General features: G+C 62.8%; 22 protein-coding genes and 1 tRNA gene. 10 read left to right on the top strand and 13 right to left on the bottom strand.

Going from position 1 to position 21,916, the window contains the following annotated elements; genetic code table 11:
* Positions 1–242: 242 nt before the first annotated feature.
* Positions 243–908 (top strand): hypothetical protein, encoded by a 666-nt coding sequence (locus OJ996_RS22945; RefSeq protein ID WP_264516040.1) that lies wholly within the window; start codon positions 243–245, stop codon positions 906–908.
* 180 nt (positions 909–1,088) lie between these two features.
* Here the strand turns inward: OJ996_RS22945 and OJ996_RS22940 are convergent, their stop codons facing one another.
* On the bottom strand, positions 1,089–1,586 hold the full coding sequence (locus OJ996_RS22940; protein ID WP_264516039.1) for a hypothetical protein: 498 nt from the start codon (positions 1,584–1,586) through the stop codon (positions 1,089–1,091).
* A 185-nt stretch (positions 1,587–1,771) separates the two neighbouring features.
* Between OJ996_RS22940 and OJ996_RS22935 the strand changes: the two genes are divergently transcribed.
* Positions 1,772–1,859 (top strand) — tRNA-Ser (locus OJ996_RS22935).
* Positions 1,860–2,093: 234 nt separating this feature from the next.
* Here OJ996_RS22935 and OJ996_RS22930 read toward each other — a convergent pair.
* The 8 genes from OJ996_RS22930 to OJ996_RS22895 form a co-directional block, all read right to left on the bottom strand.
* Positions 2,094–3,416 carry a PA2928 family protein gene (locus OJ996_RS22930; RefSeq protein WP_264516038.1) on the bottom strand — a complete coding sequence of 441 codons (1,323 nt, stop codon included), beginning with the start codon at positions 3,414–3,416 and terminating at the stop codon, positions 2,094–2,096.
* Between the two features lie 117 nt (positions 3,417–3,533).
* On the bottom strand, positions 3,534–4,100 hold the full coding sequence (gene frr, locus OJ996_RS22925; protein ID WP_264516036.1) for a ribosome recycling factor: 567 nt from the start codon (positions 4,098–4,100) through the stop codon (positions 3,534–3,536).
* 38 nt (positions 4,101–4,138) lie between these two features.
* The gene (pyrH, locus tag OJ996_RS22920; protein ID WP_264516035.1) at positions 4,139–4,894 is read right to left on the bottom strand and encodes a UMP kinase; all 756 of its coding nucleotides are present in this window, start codon (positions 4,892–4,894) and stop codon (positions 4,139–4,141) included.
* Positions 4,895–5,027: 133 nt separating this feature from the next.
* Positions 5,028–5,579 (bottom strand): hypothetical protein, encoded by a 552-nt coding sequence (locus OJ996_RS22915; RefSeq protein ID WP_264516034.1) that lies wholly within the window; start codon positions 5,577–5,579, stop codon positions 5,028–5,030.
* A gap of 92 nt (positions 5,580–5,671) precedes the next feature.
* Positions 5,672–6,820, bottom strand: coding sequence for a Gfo/Idh/MocA family protein (locus OJ996_RS22910; RefSeq protein ID WP_264516033.1), 1,149 nt, complete (start codon positions 6,818–6,820; stop codon positions 5,672–5,674).
* 48 nt (positions 6,821–6,868) lie between these two features.
* Positions 6,869–7,681 (bottom strand): sugar phosphate isomerase/epimerase family protein, encoded by an 813-nt coding sequence (locus tag OJ996_RS22905; RefSeq protein ID WP_264516032.1) that lies wholly within the window; start codon positions 7,679–7,681, stop codon positions 6,869–6,871.
* The gene (locus OJ996_RS22900; protein WP_264516031.1) at positions 7,678–8,664 is read right to left on the bottom strand and encodes a LacI family DNA-binding transcriptional regulator; all 987 of its coding nucleotides are present in this window, start codon (positions 8,662–8,664) and stop codon (positions 7,678–7,680) included. The genes OJ996_RS22905 and OJ996_RS22900 overlap by 4 nt, the downstream gene beginning before the upstream one ends.
* A 53-nt stretch (positions 8,665–8,717) precedes the next feature.
* A complete protein-coding gene (locus OJ996_RS22895) occupies positions 8,718–9,665 on the bottom strand; it encodes a dihydrodipicolinate synthase family protein (protein WP_264516030.1) in 948 nt (315 codons plus the stop codon).
* 125 nt (positions 9,666–9,790) lie between these two features.
* Here OJ996_RS22895 and OJ996_RS22890 point away from each other — a divergent pair, with 125 nt between their 5' ends.
* Entirely contained in the window at positions 9,791–10,606 is an 816-nt protein-coding gene (locus tag OJ996_RS22890; protein WP_264516029.1) for a sugar phosphate isomerase/epimerase family protein, read from the top strand.
* 42 nt (positions 10,607–10,648) lie between these two features.
* Here OJ996_RS22890 and OJ996_RS22885 read toward each other — a convergent pair whose 3' ends face one another.
* Complete coding sequence (locus OJ996_RS22885; RefSeq protein WP_264516028.1) at positions 10,649–12,025, bottom strand: MFS transporter; 1,377 nt, start codon at positions 12,023–12,025, stop codon at positions 10,649–10,651.
* 181 nt (positions 12,026–12,206) lie between these two features.
* On the opposite strand from OJ996_RS22885, the gene OJ996_RS22880 reads away from it, so the two are divergent.
* Genes OJ996_RS22880 through OJ996_RS22870 form a run of 3 tightly spaced genes read left to right on the top strand, consistent with a single transcriptional unit; the run spans position 12,207 to position 14,906 of the window.
* Positions 12,207–13,256 carry a Gfo/Idh/MocA family protein gene (locus OJ996_RS22880; RefSeq protein WP_264516027.1) on the top strand — a complete coding sequence of 350 codons (1,050 nt, stop codon included), beginning with the start codon at positions 12,207–12,209 and terminating at the stop codon, positions 13,254–13,256.
* A gap of 6 nt (positions 13,257–13,262) precedes the next feature.
* Entirely contained in the window at positions 13,263–14,141 is an 879-nt protein-coding gene (locus OJ996_RS22875; protein WP_264516026.1) for a sugar phosphate isomerase/epimerase family protein, read from the top strand.
* A gap of 9 nt (positions 14,142–14,150) precedes the next feature.
* Positions 14,151–14,906, top strand: coding sequence for a YqjF family protein (locus OJ996_RS22870; RefSeq protein ID WP_264516025.1), 756 nt, complete (start codon positions 14,151–14,153; stop codon positions 14,904–14,906).
* Here the strand turns inward: OJ996_RS22870 and hpt are convergent.
* Both hpt and OJ996_RS22860 read right to left on the bottom strand, forming a co-directional pair.
* Positions 14,887–15,441, bottom strand: coding sequence for a hypoxanthine phosphoribosyltransferase (gene hpt, locus OJ996_RS22865; protein WP_264516024.1), 555 nt, complete (start codon positions 15,439–15,441; stop codon positions 14,887–14,889). The genes OJ996_RS22870 and hpt overlap by 20 nt on opposite strands.
* A 27-nt stretch (positions 15,442–15,468) precedes the next feature.
* The gene (locus OJ996_RS22860) at positions 15,469–15,789 is read right to left on the bottom strand and encodes an FtsB family cell division protein (protein ID WP_264516023.1); all 321 of its coding nucleotides are present in this window, start codon (positions 15,787–15,789) and stop codon (positions 15,469–15,471) included.
* A gap of 170 nt (positions 15,790–15,959) precedes the next feature.
* Here OJ996_RS22860 and OJ996_RS22855 point away from each other — a divergent pair, with 170 nt between their 5' ends.
* The 4 genes from OJ996_RS22855 (at position 15,960) to OJ996_RS22840 (ending at position 19,399) form a co-directional block, all read left to right on the top strand.
* The gene (locus OJ996_RS22855; protein ID WP_264516022.1) at positions 15,960–16,952 is read left to right on the top strand and encodes a malate dehydrogenase; all 993 of its coding nucleotides are present in this window, start codon (positions 15,960–15,962) and stop codon (positions 16,950–16,952) included.
* Positions 16,953–17,024: 72 nt separating this feature from the next.
* Entirely contained in the window at positions 17,025–17,768 is a 744-nt protein-coding gene (locus tag OJ996_RS22850) for a DUF2071 domain-containing protein (protein ID WP_264516021.1), read from the top strand.
* 60 nt (positions 17,769–17,828) lie between these two features.
* Positions 17,829–18,611 carry a thiazole synthase gene (locus tag OJ996_RS22845; protein WP_264516020.1) on the top strand — a complete coding sequence of 261 codons (783 nt, stop codon included), beginning with the start codon at positions 17,829–17,831 and terminating at the stop codon, positions 18,609–18,611.
* On the top strand, positions 18,608–19,399 hold the full coding sequence (locus OJ996_RS22840; RefSeq protein WP_264516019.1) for a cysteine peptidase family C39 domain-containing protein: 792 nt from the start codon (positions 18,608–18,610) through the stop codon (positions 19,397–19,399). The genes OJ996_RS22845 and OJ996_RS22840 overlap by 4 nt, the downstream gene beginning before the upstream one ends.
* Positions 19,400–19,481: 82 nt before the next feature.
* Here the strand turns inward: OJ996_RS22840 and OJ996_RS22835 are convergent, their stop codons facing one another.
* On the bottom strand, positions 19,482–21,818 hold the full coding sequence (locus OJ996_RS22835; protein WP_264516018.1) for a Tex family protein: 2,337 nt from the start codon (positions 21,816–21,818) through the stop codon (positions 19,482–19,484).
* Positions 21,819–21,916 lie beyond the last annotated feature (98 nt).

Raw genomic sequence — 21,916 nt, 5'->3', positions numbered from 1 at the left:
TCGCTTCGGTCTTGAGCACCCTTCCGCGCGTTTAAGAGTATTGGCGAGCGTCCGATTCTGTTGCAACAAAGCAAGTTGGGAACGACGCATAATGATCAAAGAAAGCCGATTCCCTTCAAAAGCAGTATACAAATCGGTATCACCCCTGCCGAGTCGATCGCTTACGGGCTTAGGACCGGGAGACTCTAACGTAGCGGGGATATTGTAGCAGCGCAGCAGCCTGCGATTCGCTAAATGAGGGCATGCACTCCGACCTGCCAGAAAAGATCCTAGAGGGGTACCAAGATTCATATTTTGTCAGGGCGCTCAGCCAATTGATTCCGCTCGGGCTCGGGGGCGCTGCGGACACCGTGCTAATTGGACGTCTAGAAACGATTCGAAAGAAGCGAACAGAGACCTTCTTCAAAGCATTGGCCGAGGGTGAAGTTTCCCTAACAAAGGACGTGATCGAATCTGATGATTTCCTTCATAAGTTCGTCACCACCACCAAGGCTGCGCTCGAAACAAGGCACAGTGAGAAGATCGCCCTTTTCGCCAACTTGCTTGCCAATGGCAGCGATCCTGAAGCCTGCGACGTGGAGGAGTATGAGGATTTATTGAAGATCTTAGATGAGCTCAGCTTCCGGGAACTCAAGGCCCTGTCTATACTAGATAGGTTCTCAGACCACCCCCGCAATCGGGAAGACAACGACCTCCAGTGGGTTAACACTTTCTGGGATGCTTTTGAGGAAGCAGCGGCAGATGAGATTGGCCTACCTGTTGAGCAGGTGCGCGACTTTATGAACCGCATAGCGAGGACAGGATGCTATGAAATCTTTACTGGCGGCTTTATGGACTACACCGGGGGAAAGGGGAAACTTACTCTTACCTATGCCCATCTTAAGCGGTTTGTTTCAACAAGAGCGTGATAAAAAGCCCCTCCCGGATTACCAGCGGAGCATTGACCGGCATGCCATCATTCACCCGACGCCACGGGGCCGGTGCGGACTGTCGATGTCCTTCGGGGCTAAGACCTCCCCGTTATGCCTTGTGGCGTCATTCTTTCCATCGCAACAAAAAGCCCCGGCCATTCTCGCAGCCGAGGCGGGTCATGCACCCCTGAGTGCCCCCCTCTTCCTCCGCCTCGCCCGCCAGAACAGCAGGGCGGACCATGGGAGCGCGAAGGAGAGCAAGAGGAGCCAGTGGGGGATGAAGAGTGTGAGATTGTTGTGGATGCCCTCCGGGGCCCAATATTCCGCTGCAATCCGGATCGGAATTGCTCTATCGAGTAGAAGCTCGGGAAGAGTATTGATCATTTCAACTTTGCGATCCAAGGCGTCGAACTCGGTAGTGAAGGTGAACGGTGGCGGGAACGGATCAGGCGTGACAGGATTATCGTAAAAGCTCGTTGCTGGGTAACGCCACACCCCGGCCTCATCTGAATGGGTTTCCCGGAATAAAATGCCGCTATGCCCATGAAACGCCGAGGGACTACCGATTGTGGCAAGAGTGACGGCTTGCTGCGAGTCTCTCCAAGCCCAGCAGATAAAAGCCATCACGAGGATGCCGGACCAGAAGATGATAGAGCGGTGCAGGGCCAGCTTCACGGGAAAGTCATGGCAGCACGCGGGCAAAAGAAAAGCCCCGGCCACCTTACGACCCGGAGGGGCGAGAATACGTTCACGAATCGAAGGCCCGCGGCCGAAGCCGCCGGGATCGGATTTGTTCTGAGCGCTTGCGAATCATCGCGGGGCATGCCAACAAGTCCTCGGCAGACCGGCCTGAACCTCACGGAGGGGTGGCAGAGTGGTCTATCGCGTCGGTCTTGAAAACCGAAGTAGGGTAACCTACCGTGGGTTCGAATCCCACCCCCTCCGCCAGTTTGTCTCTCTCAGGATCCGTGGCAGCCCATAGATTCGCCTCACAACGAGGGGGGGGATGAGAACTCTTTCGAGCGAAGCGAGCGGGTTTGAATGCGGCGGGAGCAATCGCGACCATCTTCACATCGGCGCAGCCGCAAACCGGCATGGACCGGAGGTCAATCCCATCCCCTCCGCCAGTTTATCGGGACCTTCAGCCCGACTCATAAGACAAGGTAGTCCGCGGACCGTGACTCACGACGCTGGAGCCGGATTCCCTTCGGCAGGCCAGTCACGATGGAGATCGGGATTGAAGGATTGGATGGCCCCGGTCTGGAGATCGATGGAGAGGATATGCTGGGCCGGATTCTCGTTCTCTTCGGCCATGGGCGAATGCTCGGCGGAAGGTGCCGGGCCGAGCATCAGGGCGTGACGCTCGCCGGGTAGCCAGGCACTCATATTGGAGAGCGGCAGGGCGGTGCTCCACGCGGGAGCGCCCTTCGGGCCGGTCACGCGGGAGAGCTGCAGGCGGCCATCCTCGCCGAGGCGGTCGCGGGAGAGGACGAACACGCTGTCCGGCTCCCGACGCCACAGGGCGGACTGCTGGCCGTAGCCGCCGGGACCTTGGGTGAGTAGTCCGGCCATCAGGAATTCCGGACTCTCGGGAAGAACGGCGGGGTTCTTGTAGACAGTGCGAAGCCCGAGAAACTCTTGAACGGTCTCGATCTCCGCCCTGTAGAGGCGCTGCCTGCGCGGTACCGTAAAGTCCATCTGGTGGGTGACCACATGGCGCTCCTGAAGCATCGCTAGGTCGGGCTCGGCCAAGAGGCCGATCCATTCCTTTCCCCCGGACTTCTCGATGGCGAGACCGCGGACCATGGCATACCAATCCATGCCATTGGCAGGAGACACCGGTGCCATTCCGTAAACCGGCGTGGAGGCTTCCGGGCCCTCGGCGGATTGGTTCGCGGCCTTCGCCTCGACATGAGGCGTCGCTTCCAAGGTGAGGGGATCAATTCTCATCACTCGGGCATCATCGAGCCTGACGAGCATCCCGGTCTGCGCGGAGAACTTCAGCGGCTGCATCGAATCGGTGAGGAAGTAACCGGCTTGGGGCGGCTTCGGCATGAAGCCGGCGAGCGAGGGATTGCGGGCTTCGATCTTCGCGCTATCCGCGACGATCTGCCCATCCGACACACGGATCCCGACGAGCTCGGGAATGCGGGCCCAAAGAATCCCCTGCTCCAAGCCCAGAGCCTTGGAATCACCATGCACCTTCGCCTGCTTGATCCTGCGGCGCACGACGGGCTGCGCGGTGGCGGCATCGATCTCCCAGAGATCGATATTGAGCCAGCCGACGGTTCTGGTGCTGGAGCTACGGGTACCGATGCGGCTGACGCGCTTCTCCCACTGGCTGGTCAAATAGTAGAGTCTTCCTGGAGCCGGGTCCTCGGTCCGGAAGACGCCGCCCACGATCTCCGCCGGCGCGAGATGGATCTGCGTGCCGAGGCTTTTCCACTTCCAGACCAGCACGGCGCCGATCAGGAGAAACAAGAAGAGGGAGAAGAACTTTTTCACATCTCGCCGGGAATGGATGAGTGGATCCGATGCGGATCCATCTCATGACATCCCGGGCCGGGGGTGACAATGATGTAGTGCCTCCGTGAAAGATAAGCAGCGCGGATGGAAGGCTACTCAGACCTTCATCACTTCCTTCTCCTTGGCGGCGACCTGCTCGTCGATGATCTTCACGTACTTGTCGGTGAGCTTCTGGACCTCGGTTTCGTGGTCCTTCTGTCCGTCCTCGGTCAGGAGATTGTCGTTCTTGAGCTTCTTGGCCATGTCCATGCCGTCCTTGCGGGCGGAGCGGACACGGACCTTGGCCTCCTCGGCGAGCTGCTTGACCAGCTTCACCATCTGGATGCGACGCTCCTCGGAGAGTTCCGGAATCGGAATCCTCAGCGACATGCTGGCCGCGGCGGGATTGAGGCCGAGGCGGGACTCGCGGATGGCGCGCTCCACATCCTGCGTGGTGGAGGGGTCGAAGACCTTCACTTCGAGCAGGCGGGCTTCCGGCGCGGTGATCATCGCCAGTTGCTTGAGCTTCATGGTGCTGCCGTAGCTCGGGACATGGACGTCGATGTTCTCGATCAAGCCCGGGGAGGCCTTGCCCGTGCGGACGGTGGCGAATTCGTGGTGAAGGTACTCCACGGCCTTTTCCATGGATTCTTCGGTTTCGAGGATGGCGGTTTCCGGGTCCATAGCAGGAAAGAGAGTGAAAATCGAGGGCGCGGCCAGAATCAGCCGAGGACGGTCTCGGTGCCCGTCACGACGGTACCGATCTGCTCGCCGCGGAGAGCCTTGGTGATATTGCCCGCCGGACCCAGATCGAAGATCACGATCGGGATGTTGTTGTCCATGCAGAGACTGAAGGCGGTGGCATCCATGACCTTGAGCTGGCGGGAGATGCAGTCCTGGAAGCCGATGCGGGAGTAGCGCTTGGCATCGGGATTCTTCTTCGGGTCGGAGTCGTAGACGCCATCGACCATGGTCGCCTTGAAGACGACATCCGCGCCCATCTCGCTGGCGCGCAGGGCGGCGGTGGTATCCGTGGAGAAGAAGGGGCTGCCGGTGCCGGCGGCGAAGATCACGACGCGGCGCTCGCCGAGGTGCCGCTCCGCCTTCCGGCGAATGAAGGTCTCCGCGACGTTCTTCATCTCGATCGCGGACTGGACCACACAAGTCACGCCGTGGTGTTCGAGCGAGCCTTGCAGCGCGAGCGAGTTCATCACGGTGGCCAGCATACCGACGTAGTCCGCAGTGGCGCGGTCCATGCCGCGGGCGCTGGCGGAGGCGCCGCGCCAGAAATTCCCGCCACCGACGACGATGCCGAGTTCCAGATCACCGGGAGCGAGGGCGTCGCGGACTTCCGAGGCGATGCGCTCGACGATCTCCGGCGAGATATTGTCGGTGCTGCCGGGCTCGCGCAGGGCCTCCCCGCTGAGTTTCAGGATGGCTCTCTTGAAGCTGCGGGGGGAGGATTCGGGAAAACTCATTCGATGCGTGGCGTTGCGCGATCCAAACAAGCAGCCACGGGGTTTGAAAAGGGAAAAGGGGTCACTTGCAGGGATTGCGGATTTCGGATTGCGAAATGCGGATTCCCGGCGCCCGAAAACGGCCCGGGAATCTTTACTGCTGGCCGAGCACGTAGTTCGTCTCCAGCTCCTTCAGGGAGGCGGTGCCGTCGTTCACGCCTTCGATGAGGATGGCCACCTTCAGCGGCTCGGTCTGCGGTTTCTGGTATTCCTCCAGGGTTTTGCGGATCGCGACCAAGGCGAGCTTGAGGACCTGCCGCGCGGTGAGGTCCACGTCCTCCGGGACGGTCAGGTTAGCGATATTGAGGCGAACCTTCAGGCCCTCCTCCGTGACCTCGGCCCCGATCCCGATGTTGCAGAGAACGAGGAGATTCACCTCCTCCACCGTGTAGTTCGGGTTGTTAGACGGGAACTTGTGAGGCGAGCGGATCGACTCCAGGAGAACCTCCGGGAAAGCGCCGGTCAGGGCCATCGGTCGGGCCGCCACGGTGGCTTGGAGGGCTTCGCCAGTGTCGGTGATGCCGTCATCCACATCCGTTCCGTGCATGCTGAGCGGCTCGTAAACCGGCACCACGGAAATGGTGGTGGCGGCGAGCGGCAGCGGAGAGGCCAAGGCCAGCAGAGCAAACAGCGCTTTCAGGTTCATGGCCGCATCTTGGAGCAAGAAACGGCCCGGGGAAAGGCTGGAGTGGGACAAGACGGGCGGCAGCCAGATTGCCGCCGCCCCACCCTACCCGCTCAGAGCACCGGAACGTCGATCCAGCAGCCCTTGCGGTGGCTTTCCCAGCTCAGTTCGGCAAGTTGGACGCCCTTCGCGCCCTCGCGCAGGGTCCAACGGAAGGGCTCGTCATTCACGACGTGCTTGAGGAAAAGCTCCCACTGGATCTTGAAGGCATTGTCGAAGGCCAGTTGGTCCGGCACCTCGGTCCAGCGGTCGTAGTAGTTGATGGGGCTGTCGATGTCCGGATTCCAGACCGGGCGCGGGGTGACGCTCTGGTGCTGGGCCCAGCACTTGCGCAGTCCGACGATGGCGGAGCCTTCGGTGCCATCCACCTGCATGGTCAGCAGGTCATCGCGCCGGACGCGGACATTCCAGGATGAATTGAATTGGCAGGTGATGCCGGTATCGGTCTCGAAGATGGCGTAGGCGGAGTCGTCCGCGGTGCACTTGAAGGGCTGGCCGCTCTCGTCGCGACGCTCCTCGATGTGGGTGGCGGCCTTGCAGAAGACGCGGGTGACGTTGCCGAAGAGGTTGTCGATCACGTAGCGCCAGTGGCAGTGCATGTCCACGATCATGCCGCCGCCATCTTCCTCGCGGTAGTTCCAGCTCGGGCGCTGGATTGGCTGACCCTCGTATTCTCCGGTGAAGACCCAGTAACCGAACTCCCCGCGGACGCTGAGGATCTTGCCGAAGAAGCCCTGCTCCTTGAGAAGCTGGTATTTCCGCAGGCCCGGGAGCCAAAGCTTGTCCTGCACCGCACCGTTCTTCACCCCGGCCTTCTCCGCCACCTCGGCGATGCGGAGGGCTTCGCCGAAGGACACGGCGATGGGCTTCTCACAATAAACGTGCTTGCCCGCGGCGATCGCCTTCTCGAGGAAACCGATGCGATACGGCGTGCCGGAGGCATCGAAGAAGATCTCGTTGTAGGGATCGGCCAAGGCGGCATCCAGATCGGTGGTGAAGCGCTCCACGCCATACTTCGCGGCCAGACTGCGGATCTTATCCTCGTTGCGACCGGTGAGGATGGGATCCGGGATCACGCGCGTATCGCCGCAGACCACCCCACCCTGCTCGCGGATCGCAAGGATCGAGCGGACAAGGTGTTGGTTCGTGCCCATGCGTCCGGTGACGCCGTTGAGAATGATGCCGAGTTTGCGGGTGTTCATGGATTTGAAGACAGAAGACGGGAAGACGACAGACGGAAGACTGGAGGCTTAGATCGGCTCGCAGCTCTTGATGATCTTTTCCAAGAAGTCGTGTTGGTTCTCGGACCAGTACTTGCGGGAGAAGATCTCGACCTCCGTCAGACCGGAGAAGCCAGCCGCCTGGACCATCTTGGCAATGCGAGCGGAGGCGTTCACGCCTTCACCGGGCAGCCCGCGGTCTAGCAGGACATGATCGAAGTCCGGTTTGAATTCGCAGACGTGGAAGGCGAAGAGGCGGTCGGCAGCGGCGCAGCGCTGGATCTGGGCCTCCAGGCCGGTTTCCCACCAGACGTGGAAGACATCGAGGGCGACCCCGACCAGCGGATGATTCAAGGACTCGGCGAGATCATTGGCATCCCGCAAGGAGGCAACGGCTGAACGATCGCCGGCGTAGACCGGATGAAGCGGCTCGATCGCAAGACGGATGCCTGCGCTCTCCGCCTGCGGCAGGAGGGCGGCGATTCCATCCCGGATTTGGTCGAGATTCTCTTCCGGTGTCTGGCCGATGGTGGCGCCGCAAACGAGCACGATCATCGGCAGGCCGAGAGCTTCAGCCTCGCGGAGGGCCGCGCGGTTCGACTCGATGGCAGTGGCGCGGGCGGCCTGGTCGATCGCGGTGAAGAAGCCGCCGCGGACCAGGCTGACCTTCTGCAGGCCGCTGTCATCGAGGTGGCGGCGAACCGACTTGAGATCCTCACCGGCGACGGTCTCGCGCCAGACGGAGATGCCGCCGATACCGCGGCGGGAATAGTTCTCGATGCACTCGCCGATCGACCACGGCTTGTTGGTAAACGTGTGGATGGCGAGGCGATCGGGACTCATGGGGTAGACTCTCCTGGAATCAGGCGACCGGCCACGCGCAGCAGGGCAGCGGGTGCGCTGTTCTCGATGATTTCCGCCTGCAGGCGGGTGGCGGCATAGCGCGCCAGTTCCTCGACCGGCAGGCTGACGGTGGTGAGCAAGGGGCGGGACAAGCGGCGGACGGGCGAATCGTCGAACCCGGTGACGGCGATCTTGCCCGGCACGGGGATGCCGAGGCGGTCGAGTTCGCTGAGGACAACGGTGCCGACGATGTCATTCACGCATACAAGCACGTTCGCTCCCTTGGCGGCAGCAGCCACGCGCGCCGTCTGGATCGAGGCGATGTCGGCGAACTCGATCGTGTTCCTGGCCCGGTCGAAGGGAATGCCGCGGCGTTGGCAAGCCTGCTCGAAGCCATCGAGACGCTCCTCTTGGACTTGGCCGAGACCGGCGAGGGTGAGGAAGCGCGGCTTGATCTCCGGGATCGAGGCCCGCAGGTGATCGAGCAGGTCCTGCATGCCCGCGGCATGATCCGCGGTGACGCAGGGCAGGCCCGCTACCGAGCGGTTGAGCACGACGAATGGCGTCTCGTGCTCGCGCAGGCTTTTCAGCGTCTGCTGAGTGGGCCGCTGGAAAGCGAAGACAAAGGCATCGATGTCTCCGCCCTTCTTGTGCGGGAAGGGCTCGAAGGTCGGGGAGTTGACCTCGCAGAGGAGGTTCAGCCCGGACTGGGTGAAGCCGCTGCGGAGGCCCTCGATCAAGGCGGCGAAGTCGTAGAAGAGCGCGCGCTCCGGCTCGGCATGGCGTGGCAGCACGAGCTTCACGTTCAGGATCGCTCGACCGCGATGGCGGCGGATACTACGCTTCTCGTAGCCGAGCTTCTGCGCCGTGGCAGCGATCTCGCGACGGAGCTCCGGACCGACGAGCCGCGAGCCGTTCAAGGCGCGGGAGACGGTGGCGGAAGAGATGCCGAGTTCGCGGGCGATATCGTCGATAGTAGGCATAGGCGGAAGCTCCACGTTAGAGGTTCCAAGTGCCGGGAACAGCAAGAAGCGAGTCAGAGTTCGTAACCCAGGCGCTTGGCGCAGTCCTGCATGATGCCAGCCTCCCAATCGGGGCGGCGGGGGCAGAGCTTGTGCGGCTCGGAGCTGGGGATCCGCCCGATGAGGTGCTGGAAAACTGCGCAGCTATGCTTGTAGGCGGGCACGGGAGCGCGGAAACCGACATTCCCCAGATACTGGAGTGCATCGTTCAGCTCGGCGTAACGCTCGTCCCCCTCCAGCCAGTATTGGTCCCGCAGGGCGAACTTCTCCGGGCAGAAGGCGGCAAGACCGAGCAGGTAGTCGGAGCCATATTCGGTCATGTCGATGCCGAGATCGTTGCCGGTGAAGATCATGAACTCCGGCCGCACCTTGTCCCGGATCTCCAGGCGGCGCAGCTCCTTGCCGCGATCGAGCGAGGAGTGCTTGATCCCCTTCAGGGCCGGAATGGTCATCAGGCCGCTGATCGTTTCTTCATCGTAGATCAGGCCGTTCGGCGCGAACATCTGGCCGAGTTCGAAGCCGAACACCGACTCGTGCCCCTCGCAAATCTTCGCGTAGAGATCGACGATCTGGGCGGGGGACCAGGAGTGGAAGCGGGTCGTCTGGAACAGGATCGGCGTGCCGCCGTAAGAAACGATCTCGTCCATCTGACGGCGGTAGAGATCCACCAGTTCCCCTTCCAAACCCTCGACGAATACGCCCGCCACGAAGTCGCGGCGGCCTTGGATCACCCCCTTGGTAAGACCGAGAATCTCGGTCCGCTCCGCAGACGTCAGGTAGTTCGCATAGCCGGTATCCATGTTCACCGCGCAGCCGAGACCGGCATCCGTGGTGCGAGCCACGGCCGCCTCGAAGGCACCGCGAGCAATGGACCCGTCCGCCTCGAATGGCAGGAGACAGGCGGCGTAACCGGTGATCTTGCGACGGAGGCGCTTGGCGGCGTGGCGGGTTTCGAGCGACATGCTCGCCAATATTTGCATGCAAATTTTAGCAGGCAAGGAATTCCGATGACATTCCGGAACTTTGCGGCAGCGCCTTACTCACACGGGGCATTGCGCACCCCGCGGGACTTCTGTTGTTTGGGCCAATGCGCTATGCCATCTGCAACGAAACCTTCGGTTCCATACCCCTGCGCGAGGCCGCGGAGATCGCGGCCCGGATCGGCTACACCGGTCTGGAGGTCGCCCCCTTCACCTTGGCGGATGACATCCGGAGCGTGACTGCGGCAGATGCGGAGGAGCTCGGACGACAGGTGCGCGAAACCGGCATGGAAGTGCTGGGCCTGCATTGGCTGCTGGCGAAGACCACCGGCTTCCACCTCACCACGCCAGACGATGCGGTGCGTCAAGCGACCACCGAACGCGCGAAACATCTCGCCGAGCTCTGCCGCGCCATGGGGGGCAACATCATGGTCTGGGGCAGCCCGCTACAACGATCTCTCGAAGCAGGCTGGAGCTACGAAGACGCCTTCGCCCGTGCCACCGAAGTGCTGCGCGCGGCAGCGGAACATTGCGGACCTCTCGGCGTCACCATCGCCATGGAACCGCTCGGGCATGTGGAGACGAACTTCCTCACCTCCGCCGCTGAAACCATCCGGCTTTGCCAAGCCGTGGACCATCCGGCCTGCAAGCTTCACCTGGACGTGAAGGCGATGAGCTACGAGGACAAGCCGATCGGCCAAGTGGTCCGCGAGAGCAAGGACTGGACCGTCCACTTCCACGCAAACGACCCGAACCTGCGCGGCCCGGGCATGGGCGAAGTGGACTACGCACCGATCGTCGAAGCGCTGCGGGAAACCGCTTACGATGGCTGGGTATCGGTCGAGGTCTTCGACTACTCCCCCACCCCGGAAGCCATCGCTACGGAAAGCCTGGCGAATCTCCGCCGTTTCTTCGGCCAATAAAAAAGGGGCGCGTGGTGCGCCCCTTTTGGAAACTCTCCCGGATCAATCTTCCGGCAGCGGCTTATCCTTCGTCTCGGGGGCCCAGATGACCGCGACGATGCCCACGATGTAGATCGCACACATGGTCATGGCCGAGTAACGCTCCATCATCGGCGAACCGAAATTACCATACGCGGATTGGGCCAGCGCCGCCGAGAAGAAGCTGCCTCCGGCCGCGGCGAAGCGTCCGAGATTGTAGCAGAAGGATGTGCCGGTGCTGCGCAGACGGCTCGGGAAGAGCTCAGGCAGATAGATGGCGAAGCCGGCCAGAATCCCGAGCTGGGCACCGCTCATCAGCGGGGTCATCCAGTAGGCATCCATCGGCGAGTTCATCTTCCAATATACCAGCGCGGTGATGACCGCCGCCGAGCTGAACCCGATCACGAAGGCCGGACGGCGCCCCATCTTCCCGCAGATCCACGTGAAGAGCGACATGCCGAGCGCGGCACCGACCATGCTCAGCAGGTAGGCCTTGCTCACCGCGGCATTCATCAGCTTGTCGATCTCTCCGGCGGGAGTCCCGAGGGCTTCGAAATGCTTGCGGAAGACGATGCGCTGCAGGTCCACCGCGTACTCACCGATCGCCCAGAGGCCAACCACGCCGGTCGAGGCAATGATCGCACCGACGATGAGATTGTGACGCCAGCGTTTGTCACTCAGCAGCGCGGCATAGGGCGCGAATATCCCGCCCGTCGGCAGACGTCCCTCCCGCTTCATCTTGAGCCATGGCTCCGGCTCCTTGAGATAGCCGCGGATAAAGAACACCAGGAAGGCCGGAAGCGCACCGACCAGGAACAGCCAGCGCCAGCCATTCCCCGGAGTGATGGTCCCGCCCGCCTCCAGCGAGTCGATCCCCATCTTGATGAAAGCCGCGGAGATGTTCCCGATCGTCGAAAGCACCTGCAGGGTACCGAGCGCACCGGCTCGCGCGCGGTCCGGCACCGTCTCCGCGATCAGGGCCACCGCGAGACCGAACACACCACCGACACCCACGCCCGTGAGGAAGCGGTAGATGGCGAAATCCCAATAAGCCACGCTAAAGAAGCTCAGGCCGGTGAAGATCGAATAAAGGAGCACCGTGGCGGTCAGCATCTTCGAGCGGCCATAGCGGTCGCCCAGCGCGCCGAAGATCATGCCGCCGATCCCCCAGCCCACCAGAAAGAGCGCGGTCACTTCCTTACCCATCGCTTGGATATCCCCGGGAGGCGTGCCCTCCGGCATCAGCGACTTGAGGGCGGGATTCCGCGCCAAGGAGAACAAACGCTGGTCCAGACAGTCGAAGAACCACGCCAGCGAGGCGACGATCATGACGAACCAGTGGTAGCCATTGAGCTGGGTCCACCAGGGACGATGCTTCGAGTTGTCGGACAAGTCAGGCATGGGTCGGGTTCCTTGAGTTTCGCTGACTCCAGAGTGCGGGGGACGATCCGGCAAGCCTGAAAGCAGCTCTTTCTCGACAAGACGTCCTCAGGCCGCTTTTCTTTCGGCAGCGAGCTTCCCGGGCATCTTGTCATACAGCCCTAAGCACTCCGAAAAACCCCAGAATCTTTCACTCGAACCCATGAAATTCGGAATCATCGGTGCCGGTATGATCGGCCATTTCCACGCCAAGGCGATCACCGCGATGAGCGGCGGCGAGCTGCATTCGGTCTTCGATCTGCGTGCCGAGGCCGCCGAGAAACTCGCCACCGAATACGGCGCGAAGCCCTACTCGGACATGGCTGCCTTCCTCGCCGATCCCGAGTTGGAGATCGTCACGGTGGGCACGCCCTCGGGCGCGCACCTCGATCCTTCCCTCGCCGCGTTGAACGCGGGCAAGCACGTGATCTGCGAGAAGCCGCTGGAGGTCACCGTCGAGCGCGTGGACCAACTGATCAACGCCGCCAAGGCCAACGGCAAGACCATTGCCGCCGTGCTGAACCGCCGCTTCCACCCCGGCATGGACGCCTTCAAGAAGGCCTCCGACGAAGGCCGCTTCGGCAAACTGACCTCCGCCTCCTGCTACGTGAAGTGGTATCGCGACCAAGCCTACTACGACTCCGCCGCGTGGCGCGGCACCTGGGCACTCGATGGCGGTGGCGCGCTGATGAACCAATCGATCCACACGATCGATGCCCTGATCTATCTGGCCGGTCCGGTGAAGGCCGTGCAGGCGAATACCGCTTGCCTCGCCCACACCGACATCGAGGTGGAAGACATCGCGGTCGCCATCGTGGAGTTCCAGAACGGTGCCCGCGGAGTGATTGAAGGCTCGACTTGCACCTGGTCGAAGGACGGCCACCCGGCCCGGGTCCAACTCTGTGGCACGGAAGGTTCCGTCTTCCTCGCCGACGAAGCCTTCGAACTCTGGGACTTCATGCATGAGAAGCCGGAGGACGCGGAGATCCGCTCGACCCTGATGAAGGGCCAATCCGCCGGCCTTGGTGCGAACGACCCGAAGGCGATCAACTTCTACCAGCACCAGCGGAACTTCGAGGAAGTGGTGAACGCCATCAAGGAAGGCCGCGAGCCCACCGTCTCCGCGACCGAAGCACGCAAGCCGGTGGAACTGATCCGCGCCATCTACGAAAGCGCCCAGAACGGCGGCAAGCGGATCGAGCTGAACTCCTGAACCGCCATGTCTTCCACCTTCAAACTCACGGGCTTCGCCGACGAGGCGGGCCGCGATCTCGATACCCAGATCCGCGCCATCAAGGAGATCGGCTGGTCGGCCATCTCCTCGCGCATGGTCGATGGAGTAAACCTCCACGAACTGCCGCAGGAGAAGTTCGACGAAGTCGCCGACCGCCTCGATGCCGAGGGCATCCACGTGCCGGAGTTCGGTTCGCTGATCGCGAACTGGGGCAAGAAGATCAGCAGCGACTTCGACATCACGCTGGCGGAGATCGATCGCGCGATCCCGCGCATGAAGCGCCTCGGTACGAAACTCATCCGCGTCATGTCCTATGCCCAAGAACCGTGGGGCGAGGACCAACAGGAGCAGGAACGCTTCCGCCGCCTGCGCGAAATCGTGAAGCGCTTCGACGACGCGGGGCTCACCGCCATCCACGAGAACTGCATGAACTGGGGTGGCTTCTCCGCGGAGCACACGCTGCGTCTGGTCGGGGAGATCCCGGGACTTAAGCTCGTCTTCGACACCGGCAATCCTCTCTTCCAACGCGATCGCTCGAAGGCCGAGCCCTACCCATGGCAGGACCCTTGGGAATTCTGGACCAAGGTGCGGGAGCACGTGGTGCACATTCATATCAAGGACTGCATCAGCCCGCCTGCCGATGGGGTGGAACCGGTCTACACCATGCCCGGAGAAGGCGATGCGAAGATCCCCGAGATCCTGGCCGATGCAAAGTCGCGCGGCTACGATGGCTGGGTGGCGATCGAGCCGCACGTCGCCACCGTCTTCCATGTAAAGGACCAGTCGCAGGTCGATTGGCAGCAATGCTTCGACAGCTACGTGGACTACGGGAAGCGGATGGAAAAGATCATCGCCGGGCTGTAGGCTGGACGCATGAACGGACCGACCCTCGCCCAACGTCTCGCGATTCGCGGGCGTCCGGCGGGTCGGTCGGTCATGAAGCAGCGCTGGTCCCGCCTGCTCTTCCTGCACTGGCGGGTGGATCCGGACCTGCTGAGGCCGCTGCTTCCCGCCGGCCTGCATCTCGATCTACACGAGGGCGCGGCTTGGCTGGGAGTCGTGCCCTTCCTCATGGAACGCGTGCGCCCGGTCCTTCTACCGGCGGTCCCGGGCCTGTCATGGTTCCTGGAACTGAACGTGCGGATCTACGTGCACGATGATGCCGGGGTACCGGGCGTGTGGTTCCTCTCGCTGGATTGCAACCAGCCGGTTGCGGTGGAGCTGGCACGCCGGCTCTTCCTCCTCCCCTATCAGCACGCCCGCATGCGCTGCGGCGGCACCTTGGCTGACACCCGCTACCACTGCCTGCGCCGGGGCGAGAGTGAAGAAGCGGTCTTCGAATACGGCCCTGCCGGAGAGCCACGGACTGCAGAGCCCGGCACTCTGGAGTTCTTCCTGCTAGAACGCTACGCCCTCTTCTCGACCGGCAGGAATGGCAGGATCTATCAGGGCTTGGTCCATCACCCGCCCTACCGCTGGGCGGAGGCCAAGTGCGACCGTTGGTCCACGCTCCCGGTCAAATGGGACGGCCTGCCGGAACCGCAGGGCAAACCGGAGTCCGCGCTGTGGGTGGAGCAGGTGGATGTGCAGATCTTCCCGCTCCGCGCAATCACTGCGCCTCCGGCTTGAGAACGCCCACGTAAGGCAGGTTGCGGTAGCGGCCTTGGTAATCCAGGCCGTAGCCGACCACGAACTCGTCCGCGATGAAGAAGCCCACGTAGTCCGCCTCCACGGCAGCGGCGCGCTCCTTGTCCTTGGCGAGCAGCACCCCGGTTTTCACTTCGGTGGCGCCTTCCTGATAGAGCCGGTCCACCACCGCGCGCAGGGTGCGGCCGGTATCGAGGATATCATCCAGCAGGAGGACCTTGCGGCCCTTCACGTCGGGCAGCTTGTGATCGAGGAAGTTGACCACGCCGCTGCTCTCCGTGCCGCCGTGATAGCTGGCCACATTCACGCACTCGATCTCCAGCATGCGCGGCACCCGGCGCAGGAGATCGGAGGCGAAGACGAGTGCTCCCTTCAGAAGGACCACCACCACCAGCACCTCGCCGGGGAAGTCCTTGCGCACCTCCTTGGCCATCACATCGAGACGCTTCAGGATGACCTCTTCGTCCACCAGCACGCGTTCGATGTCGTTCTCCATGCCGGAGAAATCCCCGATCAAGCCCGTGGGTTCAAGCCGCAACTGGGCTCAGTCCTCCTCGCGCTGGAAGCGGAAGATCTTCTCGCCATCCCGGCGCAGGTTGAGCCGGTCCATCGCCTTCAGCTCCAGGAAGGCCGGATCGTCCTTGAGCGCGCGATACTCGGTCTCCCGGTATTCATGCTCGGCGATCACCTTCTTCTCATCCTGAAGCACACGCTGGAGCTTGTCCTCCAGCTCCGCATGGCGGCGGCGCTGCGGCAGTGCGGATGCCACCACGGCCAGGGAAAGCACCAGCGCAAGCACACCAAAGACGATACGGTTGAAGGTGCAGATGACCCGGGTCTGGGCCTCCAATCGCTTCAACTTCACGCGAGATGTCTTCTTTTTCCGGGGCGATGCCATGCGGCTCGATTTGGTTAGCATTCCTTAAGCACTTCGGACAGCAAAAAAACCGCGTATCTCTGCGGTATGAAGCGTCGTCAACGATTGACCGGATGTGCCGGGAGGTCGCAGACTCCGATCACGTTTCGCAGCCAAAGATGAAAGAACCCATCACCGTTTCCATCACGGGAGCCGCTGGCCAGATCGGCTATGCCCTGCTCTTCCGCATTGCCTCCGGAGCACTCTTCGGCCCCGACCAACCGGTGAAGCTCCGCTTGATCGAGATCGAGCCCGCCCTGCCGACGCTCGAAGGCGTGGTGATGGAGCTCGATGACTGCGCTTTCCCGCTGCTGCGCGAGATCGTGCCGACCGCCGATCTGAACGAAGGCTTCCGCGGCACCAATTGGGCGCTGCTCGTGGGCTCCGTGCCGCGCAAGGGCGGGATGGAGCGCGGCGATCTGCTCGGCATCAACGGCAAGATCTTCACCGGCCAAGGCCAGGCGATCGCGAAGAACGCCGCCTCCGACGTTCGCACCTTGGTGGTGGGCAACCCCTGCAACACGAACGCGCTGATCTGCGCTTCCAATGCCGACGGCGTGCCGAAGGATCGCTTCTTCGCCATGACTCGTCTCGACGAGAACCGCGCCAAGAGCCAACTCGCCAAGAAGTCCGGCACCCATCACTCCGAGGTGACCAACCTCTGCATCTGGGGCAACCACTCCGCGACGCAGTATCCCGATTTCACGAATGCCAAGATCGGCGGCAAGCCGGCCACCGAGGTGATCTCCGATCACGCCTGGCTGAAGGGCGACTTCATCACCACCGTGCAGCAGCGCGGCGCGGCGATCATCAAGGCCCGCGGCGCGTCCTCTGCAGCCTCCGCGGCGAATGCCGCGATCGATACCGTGATGAGCCTGGTGAACCCGACTCCGGCCGGTGATTGGCACAGCGTGGCCGTTTACTCGGATGGCAGCCACTACGGCATCGCCAAGGGTATCATGGCCTCCATGCCGATCCGCACCGTGACCAACGGGACATGGGAAGTGATCGACGGCGTGCCGGTGGACGAGTTCAGCCAAGGCAAGATCGACGCCACCATCAACGAGCTCCTCGAAGAGCGCGATGCGGTGAAGGATCTGATCCCCGCCTGATCGCTCGGGATTCACGCTTCCATTTCAAGAAAGCCGCGGGACATCCCGCGGCTTTCTGCTTTATTAAGGGCGATGCCACGGCTGCCTGTCATCGCCGGTCTGATCCGTCGCCGTCTGCTGGTGAACTACCGGGTGGACCCGGAGCACATCTCCCGGCTTCTCCCCGAAGGCTTCCGCCCCAAGCAGCACGAGGGCCACACCATCGCGGGCATCTGTCTTATCCGCTTGGAGGAGATCCGCCCGCAAGGACTGCCTGCTTGGGCCGGGATCTCGAGCGAGAATGCCGCTCATCGGATCGCGGTGCAATGGGATGACCCGGACGGCGCCGACAGGGAGGGCGTATTCATCCCGCGGCGGGATACGGGCTCGGTGATGAATCACCTCGCGGGCGGCAGGGTCTTTCCCGGCGAGCATCATCTCGCGGATTTCCGCGTGACCGACGAGGACGGCAGGATCGACATGAGGGTGGATGCCCGGAATGGGCAAATGCGTCTGCGCGTTCTGGCGCGTGAGACGACGGACTTCCCCGCCAGCTCCTGCTTCGCTAGCCTGAATCAGTCTTCCGCCTTTTTCGAACCGGGCAGCGTGGGTTTCTCGGTCACCAAGGACTGCTGCAAGCTCGACGGGATCGAGCTGGAAACGCAGCGCTGGGAGGTCCGGCCGCTTGAGGTCGAAAGCGTGGAGTCCTCGTATTTCGATGACCTCTCCATCTTCCCCGCGGGCAGCGCGGTCTTCGATCACGCCCTGATCATGCGGGACATCCCGCATGCCTGGCATGGGGTTCCCAGCCGCCGGGTGGCTACACCGGTCGCCTGAGCGGAAGCCCTGCTCGCAGGGGCTTGCATGCCCGGCCCTTCCCCCTACATTCCGCCGCGGATGTCCCAGCCGCTTGTCATCGCCGGTCGTGAGTTTTCTTCCCGCCTCTTCGTGGGCACCGGCAAGTTCTCGTCGAATATCGCCATGCGCGATGCCCTCGCGGCATCGGGTTCGCAGATCGTGACCGTCGCCCTGCGCCGCGCGGACCTCTCCGGCAGCGGCGATCCCTACGCGAACATCCTCGATTTCATCGACCCGGAGAAATACCTCCTGCTGCCGAATACCAGCGGCGCCATGAATGCGGAGGAGGCCGTGCGCCTCGCTCGTCTGGCCGCCGCCGCGGGCCTGCCGAAGTGGGTGAAGCTGGAGATCCACCCGGATCCCACCTACCTGCTGCCGGATCCGATCGAGACGCTGAAGGCGGCCGAGATCTTGGTGAAGGAAGGCTTCACCGTCCTGCCCTACATCAATGCGGACCCGGTGCTGGCGAAGCGCCTGCAGGAGGTTGGCACCGCTACAGTGATGCCGCTCGGCGCTCCGATCGGCTCGAACAAGGGCGTGGTAACCCGCGACCAGATCCGCATCATCATCGAGCAAGCCATCGTGCCGGTGGTGGTGGATGCCGGCCTCGGCGCTCCGAGCCACGCGGCGGAAGCCATGGAATTGGGTGCGGACGCTGTACTGGTCAATACGGCCATCGCGATCGCTTCCGATCCCTCGCGCATGGCGGTTGCTTTCAAGAAGGCGGTCGAAGCAGGACGGGATGCCTACCAGATGGGTCTGCCGGAACCGAGCGACTCGGCCTCGGCGACGAGCCCGCTGACAGGCTTCCTCGGCGCATGATGCTGTCGGCACCCATCGTCTTCGGGATCACCTTCGCCGTTTTTGTGGCCCTGCATGTCGGGGCATGGAAGCTGATGGGACGGCTCGGGACCAAGGCACGCTGGACTCTCGGTTTGGCTTCGCTGCTGCTCTGCCTGCCGGCCGCGTGGTTCACGCTCTATTACGCCCATCTACTGCCGGAGCCGCCCTTGCTGTATGAGCTGCGGGCCCTGCCTTTCTCGGATGGCTTCCTCGCCCTGCTCGGCGGCGCTGCAGGAGTGTGGCGTTACCTGCTACCGAAGCTTCTCAAAACCCTGCCCACGGCCTGCGGGATCATCCTACTGGTGGTCCCCTTCCTCAAGCCGGTGCTCCGCCCGATCGATCCTTCGCAACTCACGGAGCACTGGGATGGCGATGCCTGCATCCAGAGCTCGATGGTGACCTGCGGCCCTGCGAGCGCGGCGAGCATCCTGCGCTATCTCGGCGACCAACAGACCACGGAACGGGATCTCGCGAAGGAGGCATGGACCTCGCAGAGCGGTACCGAGGCATGGCATCTGGCCAAGGCCGTGAAGCACCGCGGCTTCACGGTGCGCTTCCTCGCGCCCGATGGTCTGCCCGATCCAAAGGACCTCCCCGGAATTCTGGGCACCGGTGGCGCGGGTGCCGGTCATTTCATTGCGGTGCTCGAGCTTACCCCGGAGGAGATCGTCTTCGTGGACCCGCTGAGCGGAAAGAAGCGAATGAGCGTGGATCAGTTCCTGCGTTGGACGATGATCCACCCCTTCTTCATGTCGATCCAGCGCTAGCCGGTAAGGACTGGCGCGATCGCCACCACCCGTCCCAGCCGCGGTGTCGCCACCGCAGCTCCGGGACGAGGACGAACTTCCATTACTTGCGCTTCGCCTGGTTCATCGCTTGGCTGAACCAGTCGTTGTTACCTCCCCCACCCTGCTGCGGACGGGAATCCCGGCGCTGGTCGGGACGCGGTCCGCGGTTGCGGTCGTCGCCACCACCACCGCCCGGTGCACGGCGTGGCTCCATGTCCGGCTTCGACTTCATGGAAAGGCCGATGCGGTTGCGCGGCAGGTCCACTTCCATGACAGTGACATTCACTTTCTGACCCACCTTCACCGCTTCGTTGGGGTCGCGGATGAAGTGATCGGCCAACTGGCTCACGTGCACGAGACCGTCCTGGTGAACCCCCACATCAACGAAAGCACCGAAGGCGGTGACGTTCGTGACGATGCCCGGCAACTTCATGCCGACCTTGAGGTCCGAGGGCTTGTCGACGCCCTCCGCGAAGGAGAAGAGCTCGAACTGCTTGCGCGGATCGCGGCCCGGCTTCGCAAGCTCCGCGAGAATGTCCTGCAGCGTCGGCAGGCCGACGTCGCCATCGACGTACTTCTTCAGGTCGATCTTCTTGCGCGCGGCCTCGTTGCTGATCAGCTCCGCCACCTCGCAGCCGACATCCGCTGCCATGCGCTCTACCAGCGGGTAGCGCTCCGGGTGCACCGCGGAAGAGTCCAGCGGGTGCTTGCTATCACGGATCCGCAGGAAGCCCGCCGCTTGCTCGAAGGCTTTGTCCCCGAGGCGCGGCACCTTCTTGAGTTCATCGCGCGAGGAGAAGCCGCCATGCTCGGTGCGGAAGGCCACGATGTTTTCCGCCAGCGCGGAATTGAGACCGGAGACGTACGCGAGCAACTGCTTTGAAGCCGTGTTCAGCTCCACGCCCACGGCGTTCACCGAGCTCACCACCGTATCATCGAGAATCGCCTTCAACGCGCGCTGATCGACATCGTGCTGGTACTGCCCCACGCCAATGGCCTTCGGGTCGATCTTCACCAGTTCCGCCAGCGGATCCATCAGACGACGGCCGATGCTCACTGCACCACGCACGGTGACGTCTTCGGTGGGGAACTCCTCACGCGCCACTTCCGAGGCGGAGTAAACGGACGCGCCCGACTCGTTCACCATGATGATCGGGATCGAAGTCGGCAGCTTGAGCTTGCGGACGAAAGCTTCCGTTTCGCGGCTGGCGGTGCCGTTGCCGATCGCGATGGCCTCGATCTTATACTTCGCAACCATGGCGGTAAGTTCGACGGCAGCCTCGTAGAGCTGGTTGTTCGAGCCAGCGGTCGCATAGAGCACCGTGTGATGAAGCAGCGCTCCCTGGGCATCCAGCACCACGGTCTTGCAACCGGTGCGGAAGGCCGGGTCGATGGCCAGCGTGCGCTTGCGGCCCAGCGGCGAGGCGAGCAGCAGCTCGCGGAAGTTGTCGGCGAAGACCTTGATCGCGGTCTCGTCGGCCACCTTCTTCCCGGCCAAGCGCATCTCGGTCTCCATCGAGGGCATCAGCAAACGCTTGCAGCCGTCCTCGACCGCGAGGCGGACCTGCTCACCGGCGGGGCCGCGACCGGTCACCCACTCGGGCTCGGCGATGCGACTGACACGCTCCAGCGGCACTTCGATCCGCATGATCAGGAAGCTCTCCTTCTCACCACGGCGGATCGCCAGCATGCGGTGGGAAGGGATGCTCTTGAAGGGCTCGCTCCACTCGAAGTAGTCGCGGAACTTGGCAGCCTCCGGATCGGTATCCTTGCCATACATCACCTTGGAAACGACGGTGGCTTCCTCCTCATAGATCTTGCGGACCCGGCCGCGCAGCGCGGTGTCATCCGTCACGCGCTCGGCGATGATATCGCGGGCACCAGCAAGGGCGGCATTGGCATCGGCCACTTCCTTCTCCTTCTCCACTTCCGCGCCGGTGTTCACGAACTTGGCCGCCTCTTCGGCCGGATCAGCGCTCTGGTTGGCCAGCAGCCATTCGGCGAGCGGTTCGAGGCCCTGATCCTTCGCCTTGGTGGCACGCGTCTGGCGCTTCGGGCGGAACGGGGCGAAGATGTCCTCCAGCGAGTTCAACGTCGCGGCAGCATCGATCTTCTTCTTCAGCTCCGGGGAAAGCAGATTCCGCTCTTCCAGCGATTTGATGATCGAGACACGCCGGCTATCGAGTTCGGCGAGCTGCAACATGCGGTCGCGGACAGCTTGGATCTGCACTTCATCCAGCGAGCCGGTGGCCTCCTTGCGGTAACGGGAAATGAAGGGAACCGTGGCGCCTTCCGCCAGTAGCTTCGCCGTCGCCGCTACCGAAGTGGCGGAAACTCCGATCTCCTTGGAGATTGTGGCGATGTGCTGGGCGGCTGCTTCGTTCGGGACCTCACTCATGGTTGGAGGGTCGTTTTACCCCTCCCGAATCCCCCGTGGCAAGAGGTCTAAAATTGCAAGAGCAACCCGCGGATGTGAACCGATTGTGAATAAGTCAG

The organism is Luteolibacter rhizosphaerae, from assembly GCF_025950095.1.
Taxonomy (GTDB): Bacteria; Verrucomicrobiota; Verrucomicrobiia; order Verrucomicrobiales; family Akkermansiaceae; genus Haloferula; species Haloferula rhizosphaerae.
Note: the sequence above shows the minus strand (reverse complement) of the source record. Positions and strands in the feature narration are given on the sequence as shown.